This window comes from Faecalimicrobium sp. JNUCC 81 (assembly GCF_053667625.1).
Genome location: NZ_CM132203.1, coordinates 764,087 through 781,978 on the forward strand (window position 1 = coordinate 764,087; position 17,892 = coordinate 781,978).

The following is a 17,892-nucleotide window of genomic DNA, read 5'->3' on the forward strand; positions in this document are numbered from 1 at the left end:
TGCCTTTTAATTCAGTACAGAGATACTGAAAAAGGGAGATTTTTATCTCCCTAAAATTATATTTGGGAGGTTTTTTATGAGAAAAACAGTAATGTCATTACAACATTTATTAGCAATGTTTGGAGCTACAGTATTAGTACCAATACTAACAGGATTTAATCCTGCAGTTGCAATATTTTGTGCAGGAGTAGGTACTTTAATATTCCATTTTTGCACAGAAGGGAAAGTACCAGTATTCTTAGGTTCAAGTTTTGCATTTATACCAGTTATACTAGCGGCTAAAGAAGCATCTGGTGGAGACTTATCTTATGCACAAGGTGGAATAGTAGTAGCAGGTATTATATACGTAATTATGTCATTCTTAGTTAAGATGGTAGGAGTAGATAAAATAAAAAAATATTTCCCAGCTCAAGTTACAGGTGCTATGATTGCAGTAATAGGACTTAACTTATTACCAACAGCATTTGATATGGCATCAAATAATATATTAATAGCACTTATTACTTTATCGATAGCGCTTGTTATAAATAAGTTTGCTAAAGGATTTATAAAGCAACTAGGTATATTAATAGCAGTAATTTCAGGGTATTTAATATGTCTAGCTATGGGAATTATAGATCAATCTACTATAATAAATGCACCATTACTTCAAATACCAGCATTCACTATGCCAAAGTTTAGCTTAGAGGCTATTGTTTTAATAGCACCGGTTGTTTTAGCAGTATTTATGGAACATATAGGAGATATGACAACAAATGGAGCTGTTGTAGGTAAGAATTTCATAGAAAATCCAGGGTTAAATAAAACTTTATTAGGAGATGGTTTAGCTACGATAGTAGCAGGATTTTTAGGAGGACCAGCAAATACTACTTATGGAGAAAACACAGCAGTACTTGCTATAACTAAAAACTATGACCCATCACTATTAAGAAGAACCGCAGTATTTGCAATATTACTTTCGTGTATTGGAAAGTTTGGAGGATTCTTACAAAGTATACCAACTGCAGTTATGGGTGGAATAAGTATTATACTATTTTCTATGATAACTTTTGTAGGAGCAAAAACTGTAAAAGACAGTGATTGCATAAAAAATAAAAACAATATAATAATAATATTAACTATAATGATAATAGGCTTAGGAACTACTTACTTAGGAAACAAAGGTATAACAATAGGAATACCTATAACTCAAAGTGTAACTATAACAGGACTTAGTTTATCAGCTATAGTAGGTATTGTATTAAATAGAGTATTAAACAATAAAGACTTTAAAAATAATGAAAATGAGAATGTAGTAGAATTAAAAGCTACATCAATATAAATAAAAAATCACCTATTATAATTTTATAATAGGTGATTTTTTTATTTTATTAAAAAAAATCTTAAATTATTATTTTAAAACAAATGGATAAATATAGTTAATTATTTTTAAAATAAATTGTAAAAATCGACAAAAAATAAAGTGAATAATAGGATATATGAATTAATACTTTCAGATGGGGAAACTTAATAATAAAAAATAAAATAAAAAATATAGACAGAATTTAATTTTTCTTGTAAAATAAAATTCTGTTAACGAACGAAACTTTTAAAAAACATAATAAAGTTCATGAAAATGAAACTTAGGAGGACATTATGAAATTCAAAAAACTATTATCAATAGCAGCATCTGTGTTAGTATCGACAGCTTTATTAACAGGATGTTCTTCAAACTCAAAAAATAAAGAAGAAAAACTTTCAATAGGAATCGTTTTAGGTGAAGGTAGTATAAATGACCAATCATTTAATCAATCTACGTGGGAAGGATTAAAGAAAGCTGAAAAAGATTTTGGAGTTGAAGTTAAATATTTAGAATCTAAGCAAAAATCTGATTACTTACAAAACATAGAAACTTTAATAGATCAACATACAAGTTTAATAATCGGGGTTGGATATCAGTTAAAAGAATCTATAGCTGAAGCATCAAAAAATTATCCAGATCAAAAATTTGCTATGATGGATGAAACATATGATAAGATACCAGAAAATGTAGTTCCTGTAACGTTTAAAGAAGAAGAAGCAGCGTATTTAGCGGGAATAATAGCATCTAAAATGTCTAAGACTAATACAGTAGGATTTATAGGAGGATTACCAGCGCCATCTGTTGTTAAATATCATTATGGATTTAAATACGGAGTTACAACTACAAATAAAGATACAAAAGTTTTAGAACAATATGCAAATACATTTACGGACCAAGCAAAAGGAAAATCTATAGCTAAGCAAATGTTTGGATCAAATGCTGATATAATATTAGCAGCAGCAGGAGATACAGGAGTTGGATCAATAGAAGCAGCTAAAGAAAATAAGAAGTTTGCAATAGGAGTAGATAGAGATCAAAATTATTTAGCTGAAGAAAGTGTTATAACATCAGCATTAAAAAAATTAAATGTAGCATCTTATGATTTAGCTAAAGAATTAGTTGAAGGTAAATATAAAGGTGGACAAGGTAAGGTTTATGGATTAAAAGAAGATGGTGTTGGATTAGCTGAAAATACATCTAAACATGTTCCTAAAGAAATTTTAGATTATGTTAACAGTCAAAGAGAAAAGGTATTAAATGGAGAAATATCAGTACCTAAGAGTGAAGATGAATACAATAAATTAGTAAAATAAAGATAATCTTTTATATAAATTATGTATTTTAAATAAAAGTAAAAAGCCATAAGTTTGATATTATATCAGACTTATGGCTTTTTAGCATATTAATTGTATCTTATCTTAAATATAGTTCATAAATTAAAGTGTATAACCTTTTAGCTAAATCTAAAGGAATAGAGGTGAATAATTATGAAAAAAGATACTTTAAATGAAATTTGGTATAACTATATGTTGAGTAGCTACATTTTAAAGCAATATGCATCCTTAAATAGTCTTAAAAACTATAATAGAAGAGAAAGTAATATAGATATGTCAGGTCAGTGGTCAACAAATTGGGGAGTTATGAAATTAGTTCAAGAAGGAAATGTAATTGTTGGAACTTATGAATGGGATAATGGAAGAATAGAAGGAATATTAGATGGATATAACTTTAAAGGAAATTGGTCAGAACCACCAACATACGAATGCCCAAATCTTAAAGGGGGATTTAACTTTAATATTTCTATTACGGGTCAAAGTTTTGAAGGAAGCTGGTCTTATTGTGATTTAATGGAAGCTGGAGTATGGATGGGTACAAAAATTACTCAGCCAGGAGTAACAAGCGTGAATGGTTCCTGGAAAGTTGATAATGGTATATTACTCTTAGAAGAAGGTAATGGAAAAATTGCTGGAAACTATATAGAAGGATTAAACGAAAATCCTATTAGATTATATGGAGATATTGTAAAAGATGATAACTTAAACAAGTTTACAGTAGAAGGTGAATGGACTAAAATCCCTACTAAGGAATGCCCAAGTGATAAAGGAAAGATATATATGGAATTTGATATACCGATAAATAATACAAAAATATATCTATTAGACTGTGATGGAAACATAGATAAAACTAAAATGTTTGAAGGCGTGAGAATAGCAGGGCCAAAACCTTTAAATGTATCAGGCAATTGGGAGAGTAATGTTGGGAAGATTGAATTTATTCAAAATGACGGAATTGTAATAGGTTCATACAAGATAGGAAAGGCTAGCATAGAAGGTAGAATAGTGGGTAATATGCTTATAGGAAAATGGTATGAGGCGGGTAATTATTCTTGCCCATATGACAGCGGTGATGTACAGTTAATATTTTCAACTAATGCAAGGGTTTTTGACGGATATTGGTCATATTGCTATGAAAGTTTTAACTATGATAATGTGTGGGAAGGAGTAAAGATTAATTAATTATTAATATTAAATATAGATAATAAATTCAATTATATAATCTTTTAACTAAATTTAAAGGAATGGAGGGGGAATAATTATGAAAAAAGATAAGGATACTTTAAATGAAATTTGGTATAACAGTTTGTTTAGTAATTATATATTAAATCAATACAAGTCTTTTAATAGTCTTAAAAAATACAATAAAAGACAAGATAAATTAGATGTATCAGGCCAGTGGTCAACAAATTGGGGGCTTTTAAAATTAACACAGGATGGGAATAGAGTTATTGGAAATTATGAATGGGATAATGGCAGATTCGAAGGAACAATAGATGGATATAGTTTAAAAGGTATTTGGTCAGAGCCACCAACTTATGAATGTCCAGATCTTAAAGGTGAATTAAATTTTAAATTTTCTATTACAGGCAAAAGTTTTGATGGAACCTGGTCATATTGTGATCTAACAAAAGGCGGAGTATGGGTAGGCGCAAAAATTGCTAAACCAGAATCAACAAGTGTAGGTGGTTCATGGTCGGTTAATAATGGTATGTTACTTTTAGAAGAAGGGAATGGAAAAGTTGAGGGAACTTATATAGAAGGATTAAGTGAAAACCCTATTAGATTATATGGAGATATTGTAAAACATGATAACTTAAATAAGTTTATAGTAGATGGTGAATGGAATAAAGGACCTACCTATAAATGCCCAAATGATAAAGGAAAGATACGTATAGAATTTGATATACCAATAAATAATGCAAAAATATATTTTCTAGATTGTGATGAAAACGCAGATAGAAATAAAATATATGAAGGCATAAGAATTGTTGGTCCAGAGCCGCTAAATATATCCGGCGATTGGAATACAAATATTGGAAATATAAGATTTGTTCAAAATGGAGGAGTAGCATTAGGCTCGTACAAGCTAGGAAAGGCTAGTATGGAAGGAAGAATAATAGGTAATGTTTTCATAGGGAAATGGTATGAAGCTGGTAGTTATTCTTGCCCATATGATAGTGGAAATGTACAATTAATATTTTCAACTAATGCAAGAGTTTTTGAAGGATACTGGTCATACTGCAATGAAAATTTCAACTATACAAATGTATGGAAAGGTGTAAAGACTAGTTAATTGTTAATGATAAAAATCTATAAAAGAATAAAAAATAGCAGCTTGAAAATTAATTTCAAGCTGCTATTTTTTATTCTTTTATTTTTAATTTTGCAACTAATTCTTCTGTTGGTGTAACATATACAGTAGAATTAGTTTCATAAATTATCATACCAGGTTTTGCTCCATTAGGTTTTTTGATATTTTTCTTTTTAGTATAATCAACAGGAACTTGTGATGACATTTTAGATTTACTAAAATATGCTGCAAGCATAGCGCCTTCAAATATAGCTTCATCACTAACTTCTTTACCTTCAGTTTTTATAATAACGTGAGATCCAGGTATATTTTTAGTATGCATCCAGAGATCATTATTGTCTGCAATCTTTAAAGTAAGGTGGTCATTTTGCTTATTATTTTTACCAACTAGAATTTTAAAGCCATCAGAGCTTATAAATTCATGAGGTTTTGTAGTAAGCTTAGATTCTTTATTAGTGTTTATTTTTTTATTATTTTTACCTTTAATTTTTAGATATCCAACTTTAGAAAGTTCTTCTCTTATATCTAAAAGTTCAGCTAAGTTTTCACAGTTTTCTATACTTAAAATAATATTTTCTAAGTAGTTAATTTCATCATTAGTTATTTCCATTTGATGAGCAAGTTCTTTTTTAGCAGTTTTCATCTTAGAATACTTCTTAAAATACTTTTGTGCATTTTCAGAAGGTGTAAGATTTTTATTTAAAGATATAGTAATGCTTTTATATTCAGGATCATAGAAATTAGAAACTTCAACACTTTCCATTCCTTTTTCTACCATATAAATATAAGAAGTTATTAGCTCACCTTTAACTTTGAAAATATCTGCATTTTCAGATTCTATTAACTCTTCTTCTTGTTTGTGTAACTTATTGTAAAGTCTATCAAGCTTTATAGAGATACTTTTTCTTAAATCAGAAGAACGTTGATGTATTCTATCTTTTATATCTTTAGTTCTATAATAATCCTCTAGTATTTTAGACATACTTTCATCATTTATAAATGATAATTCTTTAAATAAAGTTAAATCAATACAGCTAAAATCTATAACTTTATCTATATCTTCATTAATAACAATACATGGATTATATTTATTATTATTTATATTATTGAATAAATTTGAAAACTCACCATAAAGAGAATCAAATTGACTATAATTACAATCTGTAGTATTAAGTTTTTCATCTATATTAGACCTAAAACAAATTTCCTTAGCAACAATAGGACTTATACCTAAGAATTTAGAGTATACGGACTTAAAGATTGGTCCTTCAAAGCTCTTTAAAGTTGTTATAAAGTCCTCCTTAGATATACTATCAAGTGGATTAAGTTTATCCTGAGAAGGAGGTAAAACATAAGTTACACCGGGTAATAATTGACGAACTCTACTTACGCTAAAAGGAATTCTTTTAGCAGAGTCTATAACCTTATTATCTAATGCATGAGTAAGTATTATATTACTGTGTCTTCCCATTATTTCTATATATATATCCTTAGTAGTTTTTTCTTTTAGTTCATCAAAAGATTCAACACTAATTTTTATAATTCTTTCGAATCCAATTTGAGATACTCCGACGACGATTCCGTTTTGAATATATTTTCTAAATAACATACAAAACATTGGTGCACTTATTGGGTTTTCTTTTTTATAATTTTCTGCAATATATACCCTAGGATTAGAAGAACTAGCGCTTAGTATTAATTTAAAATTTTCTTTATTGTTTCTTATATGTAAAACTAATTCATCATTTTCTGGTTGATGAACTTTATCTACTTTACCACCTAAAATTTTTGATGATAACTCATTTACTATAGAATGTATAACTAAACCATCTAAAGCCATGATATCACTCCTTTCATAAACGTAGTACGTTATAAACTAATTATTACATAATATATATATATTGTGAATAGTCAGCTTTATTTAATCAACTTTTTAGATGAATATTTAATATATTTTTTAACTTAATAAAATTTCCTTTTCTAAGTGAAATATTGTATAATTATAAGTTAGAGATTAAAAATAAAAGGGGAGATATTATGAAATTTTGGAAGTTGCATGGAATAGGAAATGATTTTATTGCTATAGACAAAAGATTTGATCAAAAATCATCCTCAAGCTACTCTAATTTAGCTAGACTTGTATGTCATAGAAGATTTTCAGTTGGAGCAGATGGTTTATTAATTGTTAAAAATTCTAACATAGTAGATGTGGAAATGGTATACTATAACTCAGATGGCTCAAGAGCTGCAATGTGTGGAAATGGACTTAGATGTTTTGTAAAATTTGTTTATGATAATAATATAGTTACTAAAGAAGAGTTTAGTGTAGAAACATTAGATGGTATTAAAAATATAAAGATTAATACAGGAGATAAAACTATAAAAGTAAATATGGGGAAATATAGTTTTAAATCTAATGATATTTTATTAGATAACAATAAAGATAAACTTATAAATGAAAAGATTAAAATTCTAGATAAAGAATTCAATATAAACTTTGTACTAATGGGTGTACCTCATGTAGTAATATTAGTCGATAAACTAAATAAAGAAGAAGTATTTAAATATGGAAAAGAAATAGAAAATCATAATATATTCCCTAATAAAACAAATGTAAATTTTGTTAAAATAAACGATCATAAAAACATACATGTCCATACATGGGAGCGAGGATGTGGATATACATTCGGATGCGGAACAGGAATGAGTGCATGTGCAGTAATTTGTAATTATTTAAATAAGGTAGATAAAAGTGTGAATGTCACATCACAAGGTGGATGTGTAAAGATAGATATAGAAGATTTTGTTTATATGACAGGACCTGCTGTAAAAATATGTGAAGGAAACTTGGAGGTATAAGATGGCTGTAAGTATGACAGGCTTTGGAAGAGGAGAATATAAAGATGATAACTACTATTTTTTAGTAGAGTGTAAAACTATAAATCATAAATATGCAGATATAAATATTCGCCTTCCAAGAAAGATATCATTTTTAGAAGATAAGGCAAGAAACTTAATTAAAGATCACGTTAAAAGAGGGAGAGTTGACTTATACATAAAACTTGACTTCCTAGGTAGTGAAGATGTAAACTTAAAGTTTGATGAGACACTAGCTACTCAATATGTAGGTATATTAAAACAAATTAAAGAAAAATTTGATTTAGTAGACGATATAAGTGTTATGAATGTAGCAAAGTTTCCTGATGTAGTTAAAAGTGAAGAAAAAGAAGAAGATGAAGAACTACTATGGTCTATGTTTAAAAAAGCATTAGAAGAAGCTTTAGTAAAATTAAAAGAAATGAGAAGTGAAGAAGGAAAAAAATTAGCAGAAGATATTGCAATGAGATGTGACCTTCTTAAAAATTATATTGAAGAAATTGAAAAGTACTCATATAATGTTGTTATTGACTATAAAGAGAAGTTAAATAATAGAATAAGTGAAATTCTGGAAAACCCTAGCATAATAGATGAAAATAGACTAGCTCAAGAGGTTGCAATATACGCAGATAAAAGTAGTATAACTGAAGAGATAGTTAGATTTAATTCTCATATAGAACAACTTAAAAAGACAGTTATAAAAAATGAATCAATAGGAAGAAAAATAGACTTTTTAATTCAAGAAATGAATAGAGAGACTAACACTATAGGCTCAAAGTCATCAGACTTAAATATAACTAACTTAGTTGTTGAAGTAAAAAGTGAATTAGAAAAAATAAGAGAACAAATACAAAATATAGAGTAGATAGAAATAAAAACTATAACATAGATTCTAATAAAAATGAGAAACATTTGTATAATGAGAAAGGAAGATATTAATGCTTAAGAGAAAAGGGCTATTATTAGTTGTATCAGGGCCATCAGGTGCTGGAAAAGGTACTATATGCAAAGAGTTATTACAAAAAAATGATCAGATAAAATTATCCGTATCAGCAACAACAAGGAAACCAAGAAATGGAGAAGTTGATGGAGTAAATTATTTCTTTATAGAGAAAGAGAAATTTACAGATATGATAGGAAAAGGTGAGTTTTTAGAGTATGCTCAAATTTATGATAATTTTTATGGTACTCCAAAAGCAGCTATAATAGAATGCTTAGAAAAAGGGCAAGATGTTGTATTAGAAATAGAAATGCAAGGAGCTAAGCAAATAAAAGAAGTTTATCCTGAAGGAGTGTTTATATTTGTACTTCCTCCATCTCTTGAAGAACTAAAAAATAGAATAGTTGGAAGAGGAACAGAAACAAAAGAAGAAATAGATAAAAGATTCAGCTGTGCATTTGAAGAAATAAATCAAATAGTAAATTATGATTACTTTGTAGTAAATAAAGATGTAAAACAATCAACAAAAGAAGTAGAAAGCATAATATTAGCTGAAAAGAATAAAGTTACTAGATATAAAAATAATATAATAGAAAAGTTTAAGGAGGAATTATAATATGTTAAAACCATCAATCAATGAAGTATTAAACAAAATAGACAATAGATACTACTTAGTAGGAACTGTTGCAAAAAGAGCTAGAGAAATAATCGACGGTGCAGATATCTATGTTTATAATAGACAAAATGAAACTAAACCAGTTAGCATAGCTACTCAAGAAGTTGCTGAAGGAGAAATAACTTATAGATTATTAACTCAAGAAGAAATAGATATAGAAGAAGCTAAAACTCAAGCAGAACAAAGACAAAACATAATAGAGGAGTAATCCAAATGCTTAAAAACAAGACTGTTGTAATTGGTGTAAGTGGCGGAATAGCCGTATATAAAGCATTAGATGTTGTAAGTAGACTAAAAAAATTAGGCGCAAATGTACGTGTGATAATGACTAAGTCAGCAACTGAATTTGTTACTCCGCTATCATTTCAATCTTTAAGTCAAAATTATGTAGTTTATGACATGTTTGAAGAGCCGAAAACTTGGGATGTAGAACATATATCACTAGCTAAATCTGCGGATGTATTTTTAATAGCACCGGCAACGGCTAATGTAATAGGGAAAATGGCAAATGGAATAGCTGATGATATGCTTACAACAACAGTTATGGCAACAAAAGGAAAAATATTAATAGCACCAGCTATGAATACTAATATGTATGAAAATCCTATAGTTCAAAGAAATATAAGGATATTAAAAGAACTAGGGTATGAATTCGTCGAACCTGAAAGTGGTAGACTTGCTTGTGGAGATGTTGGTAAAGGAAAATTAGCAACTCCAGAAGATATAGTAAATCAAGTTGTCAAATTACTTACAAAAGAAAAAGATTTAAGTGGTAAAAGTATAATAGTTACTGCAGGACCAACAATGGAAAGTATAGATCCAGTAAGATATATAACAAATAGATCAAGTGGAAAGATGGGATATTCAATAGCAAGTGAAGCTATAAGTAGGGGTGCTGATGTGACTTTAATATCTGGACCTACAAATATAAATCCACCACAAAATCTTAAAAAGTTAATTAGAATAGAAACAGCTCAAGAAATGTATGATGCAGTTATAAATAATATGGATGATAATCAAGTAATTATAAAAAGTGCAGCTGTGGCGGATTATAAGCCTAAAAATTATTCTGATAAAAAAATCAAAAAAACTAATGATGACTTATTTATAGAATTAGATAGAAATAAAGATATTGCTTATGAAATAGGCAAAGTTAAAAATGATAAAATATTAGTTGGATTTGCAGCAGAAACTAATGACCTTATAGAAAACGCTAAAGGTAAAATTAAAAAGAAAAACTTTGATTTTATAGTAGCAAATGATTTAACTAAAGAAGGTGCAGGATTTGGAGTTGACACTAACATAGTAAAGATCGTAGATAAGGATGGAAACATTACTGAATACCCAAAAATGAAAAAAGAAGAAGTAGCTAACGTTATTTTAGATAAAGTTAAATCACTACTTGAAAGATAAGCATCTATTTAATAGATGCTTATATTTTTTAAGTACAATAAAATTATATTTTATCTGGTTTATGGAAAAAATATAATTTTTAGAAACTAAATTTGAGAAATGAATTTTAAATTATAAATAACAGTATGATAAAAATCGAGGTTATAATATGGAAAAATATGCAAAAGTCATAGTTAGAAGTAATACTATACATACAGACAACCTATTTACATACCAAGTTCCGGATTTTTTTATAGATGAATTACATATAGGTCATAGGATCTTAGTTCCATTTGGAAAGGGAAATAAGCCAACGGAAGCCTTTGTATTTGAACTTACAGATGATATAGATGAAAAAATAAAAGCTAAAGAAGTTATAGATTTATTAGATGAAAATCCTATATTTAGGGTAGAAGATTTAGAATTAGTAAATTGGATGAAAAACAGATACTTGTGTACATATATAGATTGTATAAACTTAATATATCCAAAGGGATATAAGCTTAATAACTATAAAGTTGTAAGTTTAAGTGATGAACTTTTAAGTTTAAGTAACATTCAATTTCAAAAAGTTCTAGAAACGTTAAATGAAAATCAAAGTAAAATAGTAGATGAAATTTTAAAAAGTAAAGGTAAAGTTAAGGTTGAAAAGTTAAAATATATACAAAATATAAACGGCTTATTAGATAGAATGAGTAAGAAAAATATCGTTAAGTTAAGTTGGGAATATAAAAATCATAAGAATGAAAAAAAGATATGCTATATATCATTAGCTATTGAAAGTGATGAAATAGATGAATTTATAAAGACAAATAAAATAAATTTAGGAAGTAAGCAAAAAGAAATAATAAAATTCCTAAAAAATAATGATAATGTTGAAATAAATGATTTAGTTGAAATATTAAAAGCATCAAAACAAAGTATAAACTCTCTACATGATAAAAATTTAATTACATTAGAGTTAAAAGATTATTATAGAAATCCAGATGAAATATATAAATCGGTAAATAAAGATATAACATTAAATGATGAACAAGCTTATGTAATAAATAAAGTAACATCAGAAATGTTTGATGAAGATAAAAAGCCATATATATTAAAAGGTGTTACTGGCAGTGGTAAGACGGAAGTATATATGGAAATTATAGATTATGCACTAAACCAAGGATTAGATAGTATTGTATTAGTTCCTGAAATAGCACTTACTCCTCAAACGATATCTAGATTTAAAAATAGATTTGGTGATATTGTAGGAGTATTTCATAGTCAATTATCAGAAGGCCAAAAGCATGATGTATATAAAGCTATAAAGTCTGGTAAAGTAAGAATTTTAATAGGTGCAAGGTCGGCATTATTTGCACCATTTAACAGCTTAGGTGTTATTATAATAGATGAGTTTCATGAATCATCATATAAATCAGAAAAGAACCCTAAATTTAGTGCAATAGAAGTAGCAAGATATATGGCTATGAAAAATTATGTATCTTTAGTTTTAGGATCAGCGACTCCTTCAGTTGAAGAATATTATAAAGCAAAAAATGGTGAGTATGAACTTATTGAAATAAATCAAAGAGCAAATAAAAAGCCTCTTCCTAAAATTGAAGTTGTAGACATGAAGTCTGAGCTAAATAACGGAAATAAAAGTATATTTAGTAATAGGCTTCAAGGAGAAATAGAAGAAGCAATTAAAAATAAAAATCAGGTAATACTATTTTTAAATAGAAGAGGATATGCAAGTTTTGTATCTTGTAGAAAATGTGGATATGTATTTCAGTGTGAAAACTGTGATATATCTCTTACTTATCACAAAAGAAGCAATAGTGGAAGATGCCATTACTGTGGGTACGAAAAAGAAATACCAAAAGAGTGCCCTGAATGTGGTAGTAATTATGTAAAACCTTTTGGTATAGGGACACAAAAGATTGAAGAAGAATTAAAAAGTATATTTGAAGATATCAAAGTATTAAGAATGGATAAAGATACAACATCCAAAAAAGGTTCTTTAGAAGAAATTTTAAATAAATTTAAAAATAAGGAAGCTGAAGTATTAATAGGAACACAGATGCTTAGTAAAGGATTAGATTTTGATAATGTTACTTTAGTTGGAATTTTATCTGCTGATATGATTTTAAATTTCCCTGATTTTAAAAGTTTTGAAACAACATTCCAATTAGTTACTCAAGTTTCAGGACGTGCAGGTAGATCTGACAAAGAAGGAAAGGTAATACTTCAAACTTATGATACAGACCACTATGCAATAAGACGAGCTATAAACTATGATTATGAAGGATTTTATGAAGATGAAATAAAAATTAGAATGGCTTTTGGGTATGCACCATTTAATAATATGATAAGTGTGGTAATAAGTGGAGAAAATGAAAGATTAGTAAAGCAAAACGCTCAAAATATGTATGATTCGATTATTTACTTACTTAAAAGTAGGGGGATAAATGATTTTGATTTTGTATTAGGTCCAAATCCTTGTTCCATATCTAAAATAAATCAAAATTACAGATGGCAGATATTATTTAAGGATGATAATATTGAAATTAATTTATTAAAGGGTATAATAAAATATATATGTATAACGAAAAGAGATACAGTATTTAATAAAGAAATTAATGTATCAATAGATATTAACCCAAATAGCGTATTATAAATTTAGGAGGAAAGAAAAATGGCATTAAGAGAGATTGTTCAAATTGGAGAACCAGTACTTAGAAAAAAATCAAAAAAGGTAGAACAAATAGATAATAAGATAATACAATTATTAGATGATATGGCAGATACTATGTATAATGCAGATGGTGTTGGTCTTGCTGCACCACAAGTTGGTATACTTAAGAGAGTTGTAGTTATAGATATTGGAGATGGATTAATAGAACTTATAAATCCTGAAATAATAGAAAACTCTGGAGAGCAAGTAGATGACGAAGGATGCTTAAGTGTTGTAGGCGAGTCAGGTGCTGTTAGAAGACCATATTATGTTAAAGTAAGAGCATTTGATAGACAAGGTAGATTATTTGAAATGGAAGGTGAAGAGCTATTAGCTAGAGCTTTCTGTCATGAAATAGACCATTTAGACGGAGTATTATTCGTAGATAAAATAGGAAAGTAGTAGGTGTTGATTTAATGAGAATATTATTTATGGGAACGCCTGACATTGCAGTTGGATGTTTACAAAAAATTATAGATGAAAAACATGATATTATAGGTGTAGTAACTCAACCAGACAAACCGGTTGGAAGAGGAAAAAAGCTAGGTATGCCACCTGTAAAAGAGCTTGCTTTAAAATATGATATAGATGTATATCAACCAGTAAAGGCTAGAGATGAAGAATTTGTTAATATATTAAAAGAATTAAATCCAGACTTAATAGTAGTAGTTGCATTTGGTCAGATATTACCTAAATCAATCTTAGATATTCCAAAACTTGGATGTGTAAATGTCCATGTTTCATTATTACCAAAGTATAGAGGAGCAGCTCCGATAAATTGGGTAATAATAAATGGAGAAGAAAAAACAGGTGTAACAACTATGTATATGGATGAAGGCTTAGATACAGGAGATATGATATTAACATCTGAATTTGATCTTGATGATGAAATAACAGCTGGAGAACTTCATGATAAAATGATGGAAATTGGAGCTCAAACTTTAAAAGAGACAATAGATTTAATAGAAAAAGGAGAAGCTCCTAGAATAGCTCAAAATCATGATGAATTTTCTTATGCTCCTATGATGAATAAATCATTAGGTAATATTGACTTTAATAAAAGTGCAAGAGAAATACATAATCTTGTAAGAGGAGTAAGTCCATGGCCAAGTGCTTATACAACTTATAATGATGCTACTATGAAAGTTTGGAAAACTAAAGTTCTAAGTGAAAGTAGTACAAAAGCACCTGGAACAATACTTAAAGCAGATAAAGAGGGTATAAGAGTTTCTACAAAAGATAATGTAATTTTAATAGAAGAAATGCAAATGCCAGGAAAGAAAAGAGTTTTAGTATCAGAATATATAAAAGGAAATAGTATAGAAACCGGTATAGTTTTAGGTTAGGTGGAAGACATTATGGACGCAAAAAAGTATATGACTACTGTAGGTATATTAATAGGAATACTTATAGTTGGAGGATTAGGTATAAATTTATTCGTATCTAATTTAACTCATGTTTTTTCAGTATTAATAAACATTATAGTTGTAGTATTAGTATGTATAATAATATTTTCATTAATTATTACAAATAATGTTATTAAAGATAAAAAAGTTAGTCCGCATTTTATGAAAATTAATTTTAACATAGTAAGTTTACTATTTCCTGTAATAACACTTATAGGAAATAGTATAGGTGTATCTAAAAATGAGCTAAGAAAAGTATTTGTTAAGTTAAATAACAATTATATATATAGCAATAAATATAATTTAAATAGTGAAGAAATACTTATACTAATACCTCACTGTATACAAAAGAGTAGTTGTAAATTAAAAGTAACAACTAAAATAGAAAATTGTGCAGAATGTGGATTATGTAATGTAGGCGATTTAGTTAAACTAAAAGAGAAAACAAATGTAAATATATTCGTAGCTACAGGAGGAACTTTAGCTAGAAAAATTATAATAGAAAATAAACCTAAAGCAGTTATAGCAGTTGCTTGTGAAAGAGATTTAACATCAGGAGTTCAAGATGTTAAAGGTATACCAGTACTTGGGGTATTTAATAAAAGACCTAATGGACCTTGTGTAGATACAACTATAGATATAAGTGAAGTTGAAAGAGCTATAAACTTTTTCATAAATAAAAATTAATGATAGGAGTGTATTTTATATGCCTGGATACTATGGATATGGTTATGGATTTTTTGATCCAACAATGATTATATTAATTCCTGCTATATTATTTACAATGTATGCTCAATTTAAAGTGAGCTCAACAACAAGTAAATACTTAAGAGTAAATGCTCAAAGAGGATATAGCGGAGAGCAAGTGGCAAGAAAAATATTAGATTCAAATGGATTATATAATGTTAGCATAGAAATGGTAAGAGGTCACTTAAGTGATCACTATGATCCAAGAAGAAAAGTAGTAAGATTATCACAAGATATTTATTATGGAACTTCAATAACTTCAATATCAGTTGCTGCTCATGAATGTGGTCATGCAATCCAACATGCAAAAGGATATATGCCACTTAACTTTAGAAGTGCATTAGTTCCAGTAGTAAACTTTTCATCAAATATATCATGGCTTTTAATAGCGTTAGGATTTATTATGAGAGGTCCATTTTTACAAATTGGGATATTATTATTTGCAGCATCAGTATTATTCCAACTAGTAACTTTACCGGTTGAATTTAATGCTTCAAATAGAGCAGTAGTTCAACTTGCAAACTTAGGTATTGTTGATGATAGAGAAAAGAAACAAAGTAGAGATGTGCTTACAGCAGCGGCTCTAACTTATGTCGCGGCAGCTTTAACGTCAGTACTTCAACTTTTAAGATTATTAGCAATAGCAAATAGAAACAATGATTAAAGGGGATTGTCCTAGTATTTCTAGGACTTTTTCTATTTAAAAAGTGAATTTTAAGCAATGGACCTGTTTTTAAAGGTCATTGGCGATATGAATCGTATAGCCAACTCAGTGGCTTAAATAAAGTGAATTTTATACAACTTTAAGGAGAAACTTATATGAACGCAAGAGAAATAGCATTTAAGGTACTTTGCGATATAGAAGATAATAATAACTACTCTAATATAGCAATAAATAAGCACTTTAAGAATTTAAATTTAAGTAATCAAGAAAGAGGACTTGCTACAGAAATTATATATGGAGTAGTAGAAAATAAGTATTATCTAGATTATATAATTGATAAACTTTCAAAGATTAAGACGCAAAAATTATCAACTTATGTTAAAATATTGCTAAGGATGGGAATTTATCAAATTGCATTTTTAGATAGTATATCAGATTATGCATCGGTAAATGAAACTGTAAATTTAGTTAAAAAATATGATAAGAGATCGTCTGGATTTGTAAATGCAATTCTTAGAAATATAATAAGGAACAAAGAAGAAGTATTAAAGGTAGATATAGAAAGCGAAATAATGAGCTTGTCTACTAAATATTCATATAGTCCTTGGATGATAAAGAATTGGATTAATAATTTTTCAAAAGAATTTACAGAAGATTTATTAGAGGCTAATAGTGAAAAACCAAGTATTTATTTAAGGGTTAATACGCTAAAGATAAATAGAGAAGAACTTATAAATAAGTTAGAAGAGATGGATATAAAAGCTTATAAAGTACCTCAAGTAGAAGAAGCTCTAAAAGTTGAAAATCTTAAGAATATAGAAAATAATAAATTGTTTAAAGAGGGATTATTTACGATACAAGATATTAGTTCTATGTTAGTAGGAAAAATAATTAATCCTAAAGAAAATTCTTTAGTATTAGATGTATGTAGTGCACCAGGAGGAAAATCTACTCATTTGGCTACTCATATGAATAATACTGGTAAAGTAGTGGCGAGAGATGTGTTTGAACATAAGTTAAAACTTATAGATAATACGGTAAAAAGATTAGGTCTTGAAAATGTAGAAATCGAAAGCTTTGATGCATCTAAATTGGATGTAGAGAGTGTAGAAAAATATGATTATGTATTAGCTGATGTTCCTTGTTCGGGATTGGGTATAATAAGAAGAAAGCCTGAAATAAAATTTAAAACTAAGGCTGAACTTAAAGATTTGCCATCAATACAAAAGACAATTTTAGAAAATGCATCAAAGTATGTAAAAGTTAATGGAATATTAGTTTATAGTACATGTACAATTCAAGATAGCGAAAATATTGATGTAGTTAATGAATTTTTAAATGAAAATGAAAATTTTGAATTAGTACCAATTGATGAAATAAATATAGATTTAGATAATCAAGATAAAGGATATTTAAAAATATATCCAAATATTCATGGTATGGATGGTTTCTTTATAGCAAAATTAAAGAAAGTAAGGTAGTGA

At 28.0% G+C, this 17,892-nt stretch carries 16 protein-coding genes; 15 read left to right on the forward strand and 1 reads right to left on the reverse strand.

The genetic code is table 11. The features are described from left to right. Window positions 1-76 precede the first annotated feature (76 nt). From JNUCC81_RS03745 to JNUCC81_RS03760, 4 genes are all read left to right on the forward strand, one after another. Entirely contained in the window at window positions 77-1,321 is a 1,245-nt protein-coding gene (locus JNUCC81_RS03745; protein ID WP_454095365.1) for a uracil-xanthine permease family protein, read from the forward strand. A gap of 314 nt (window positions 1,322-1,635) precedes the next feature. After that, on the forward strand, window positions 1,636-2,655 hold the full coding sequence (locus JNUCC81_RS03750; protein ID WP_454095366.1) for a BMP family lipoprotein: 1,020 nt from the start codon (window positions 1,636-1,638) through the stop codon (window positions 2,653-2,655). Window positions 2,656-2,829: 174 nt separating this feature from the next. Next, window positions 2,830-3,858 carry a hypothetical protein gene (locus tag JNUCC81_RS03755; RefSeq protein ID WP_454095367.1) on the forward strand — a complete coding sequence of 343 codons (1,029 nt, stop codon included), beginning with the start codon at window positions 2,830-2,832 and terminating at the stop codon, window positions 3,856-3,858. A gap of 79 nt (window positions 3,859-3,937) precedes the next feature. Beyond that, the gene (locus JNUCC81_RS03760; RefSeq protein WP_454095368.1) at window positions 3,938-4,972 is read left to right on the forward strand and encodes a hypothetical protein; all 1,035 of its coding nucleotides are present in this window, start codon (window positions 3,938-3,940) and stop codon (window positions 4,970-4,972) included. Window positions 4,973-5,042: 70 nt separating this feature from the next. On the opposite strand, the gene JNUCC81_RS03765 is transcribed toward JNUCC81_RS03760, so the two are convergent. Then, window positions 5,043-6,830 carry an Rqc2 family fibronectin-binding protein gene (locus JNUCC81_RS03765; protein WP_454095369.1) on the reverse strand — a complete coding sequence of 596 codons (1,788 nt, stop codon included), beginning with the start codon at window positions 6,828-6,830 and terminating at the stop codon, window positions 5,043-5,045. A gap of 197 nt (window positions 6,831-7,027) precedes the next feature. Between JNUCC81_RS03765 and dapF the strand changes: the two genes are divergently transcribed. The 11 genes from dapF to rsmB all read left to right on the forward strand — a co-directional run bounded on the left by dapF (window position 7,028) and on the right by rsmB (window position 17,889). Further along, complete coding sequence (dapF, locus tag JNUCC81_RS03770; RefSeq protein WP_454095370.1) at window positions 7,028-7,849, forward strand: diaminopimelate epimerase; 822 nt, start codon at window positions 7,028-7,030, stop codon at window positions 7,847-7,849. A 1-nt stretch (window position 7,850) separates the two neighbouring features. Next, window positions 7,851-8,732: a YicC/YloC family endoribonuclease gene (locus JNUCC81_RS03775; protein WP_454095371.1), complete on the forward strand. Its 882-nt coding sequence runs from the start codon at window positions 7,851-7,853 to the stop codon at window positions 8,730-8,732. 73 nt (window positions 8,733-8,805) lie between these two features. After that, window positions 8,806-9,423: a guanylate kinase gene (gene gmk, locus JNUCC81_RS03780; RefSeq protein WP_454095372.1), complete on the forward strand. Its 618-nt coding sequence runs from the start codon at window positions 8,806-8,808 to the stop codon at window positions 9,421-9,423. Window position 9,424: 1 nt separating this feature from the next. After that, on the forward strand, window positions 9,425-9,691 hold the full coding sequence (gene rpoZ / locus JNUCC81_RS03785; protein WP_208332720.1) for a DNA-directed RNA polymerase subunit omega: 267 nt from the start codon (window positions 9,425-9,427) through the stop codon (window positions 9,689-9,691). Window positions 9,692-9,696: 5 nt separating this feature from the next. Then, entirely contained in the window at window positions 9,697-10,896 is a 1,200-nt protein-coding gene (gene coaBC, locus JNUCC81_RS03790) for a bifunctional phosphopantothenoylcysteine decarboxylase/phosphopantothenate--cysteine ligase CoaBC (RefSeq protein ID WP_454095373.1), read from the forward strand. A gap of 148 nt (window positions 10,897-11,044) precedes the next feature. Further along, complete coding sequence (gene priA / locus JNUCC81_RS03795) at window positions 11,045-13,534, forward strand: primosomal protein N' (protein ID WP_454095374.1); 2,490 nt, start codon at window positions 11,045-11,047, stop codon at window positions 13,532-13,534. A gap of 18 nt (window positions 13,535-13,552) precedes the next feature. Beyond that, window positions 13,553-13,993, forward strand: a complete 441-nt coding sequence (gene def, locus JNUCC81_RS03800) for a peptide deformylase (protein ID WP_454095375.1) — start codon at window positions 13,553-13,555, stop codon at window positions 13,991-13,993. A gap of 14 nt (window positions 13,994-14,007) precedes the next feature. After that, window positions 14,008-14,937, forward strand: a complete 930-nt coding sequence (gene fmt / locus JNUCC81_RS03805) for a methionyl-tRNA formyltransferase (RefSeq protein ID WP_454095376.1) — start codon at window positions 14,008-14,010, stop codon at window positions 14,935-14,937. 9 nt (window positions 14,938-14,946) lie between these two features. Continuing rightward, window positions 14,947-15,684, forward strand: a complete 738-nt coding sequence (locus JNUCC81_RS03810; protein WP_454096371.1) for a DUF116 domain-containing protein — start codon at window positions 14,947-14,949, stop codon at window positions 15,682-15,684. 19 nt (window positions 15,685-15,703) lie between these two features. After that, the gene (locus JNUCC81_RS03815; protein WP_454095377.1) at window positions 15,704-16,408 is read left to right on the forward strand and encodes a zinc metallopeptidase; all 705 of its coding nucleotides are present in this window, start codon (window positions 15,704-15,706) and stop codon (window positions 16,406-16,408) included. A 155-nt stretch (window positions 16,409-16,563) separates the two neighbouring features. Further along, on the forward strand, window positions 16,564-17,889 hold the full coding sequence (gene rsmB, locus JNUCC81_RS03820) for a 16S rRNA (cytosine(967)-C(5))-methyltransferase RsmB (protein ID WP_454095378.1): 1,326 nt from the start codon (window positions 16,564-16,566) through the stop codon (window positions 17,887-17,889). Window positions 17,890-17,892: the final 3 nt, after the last annotated feature.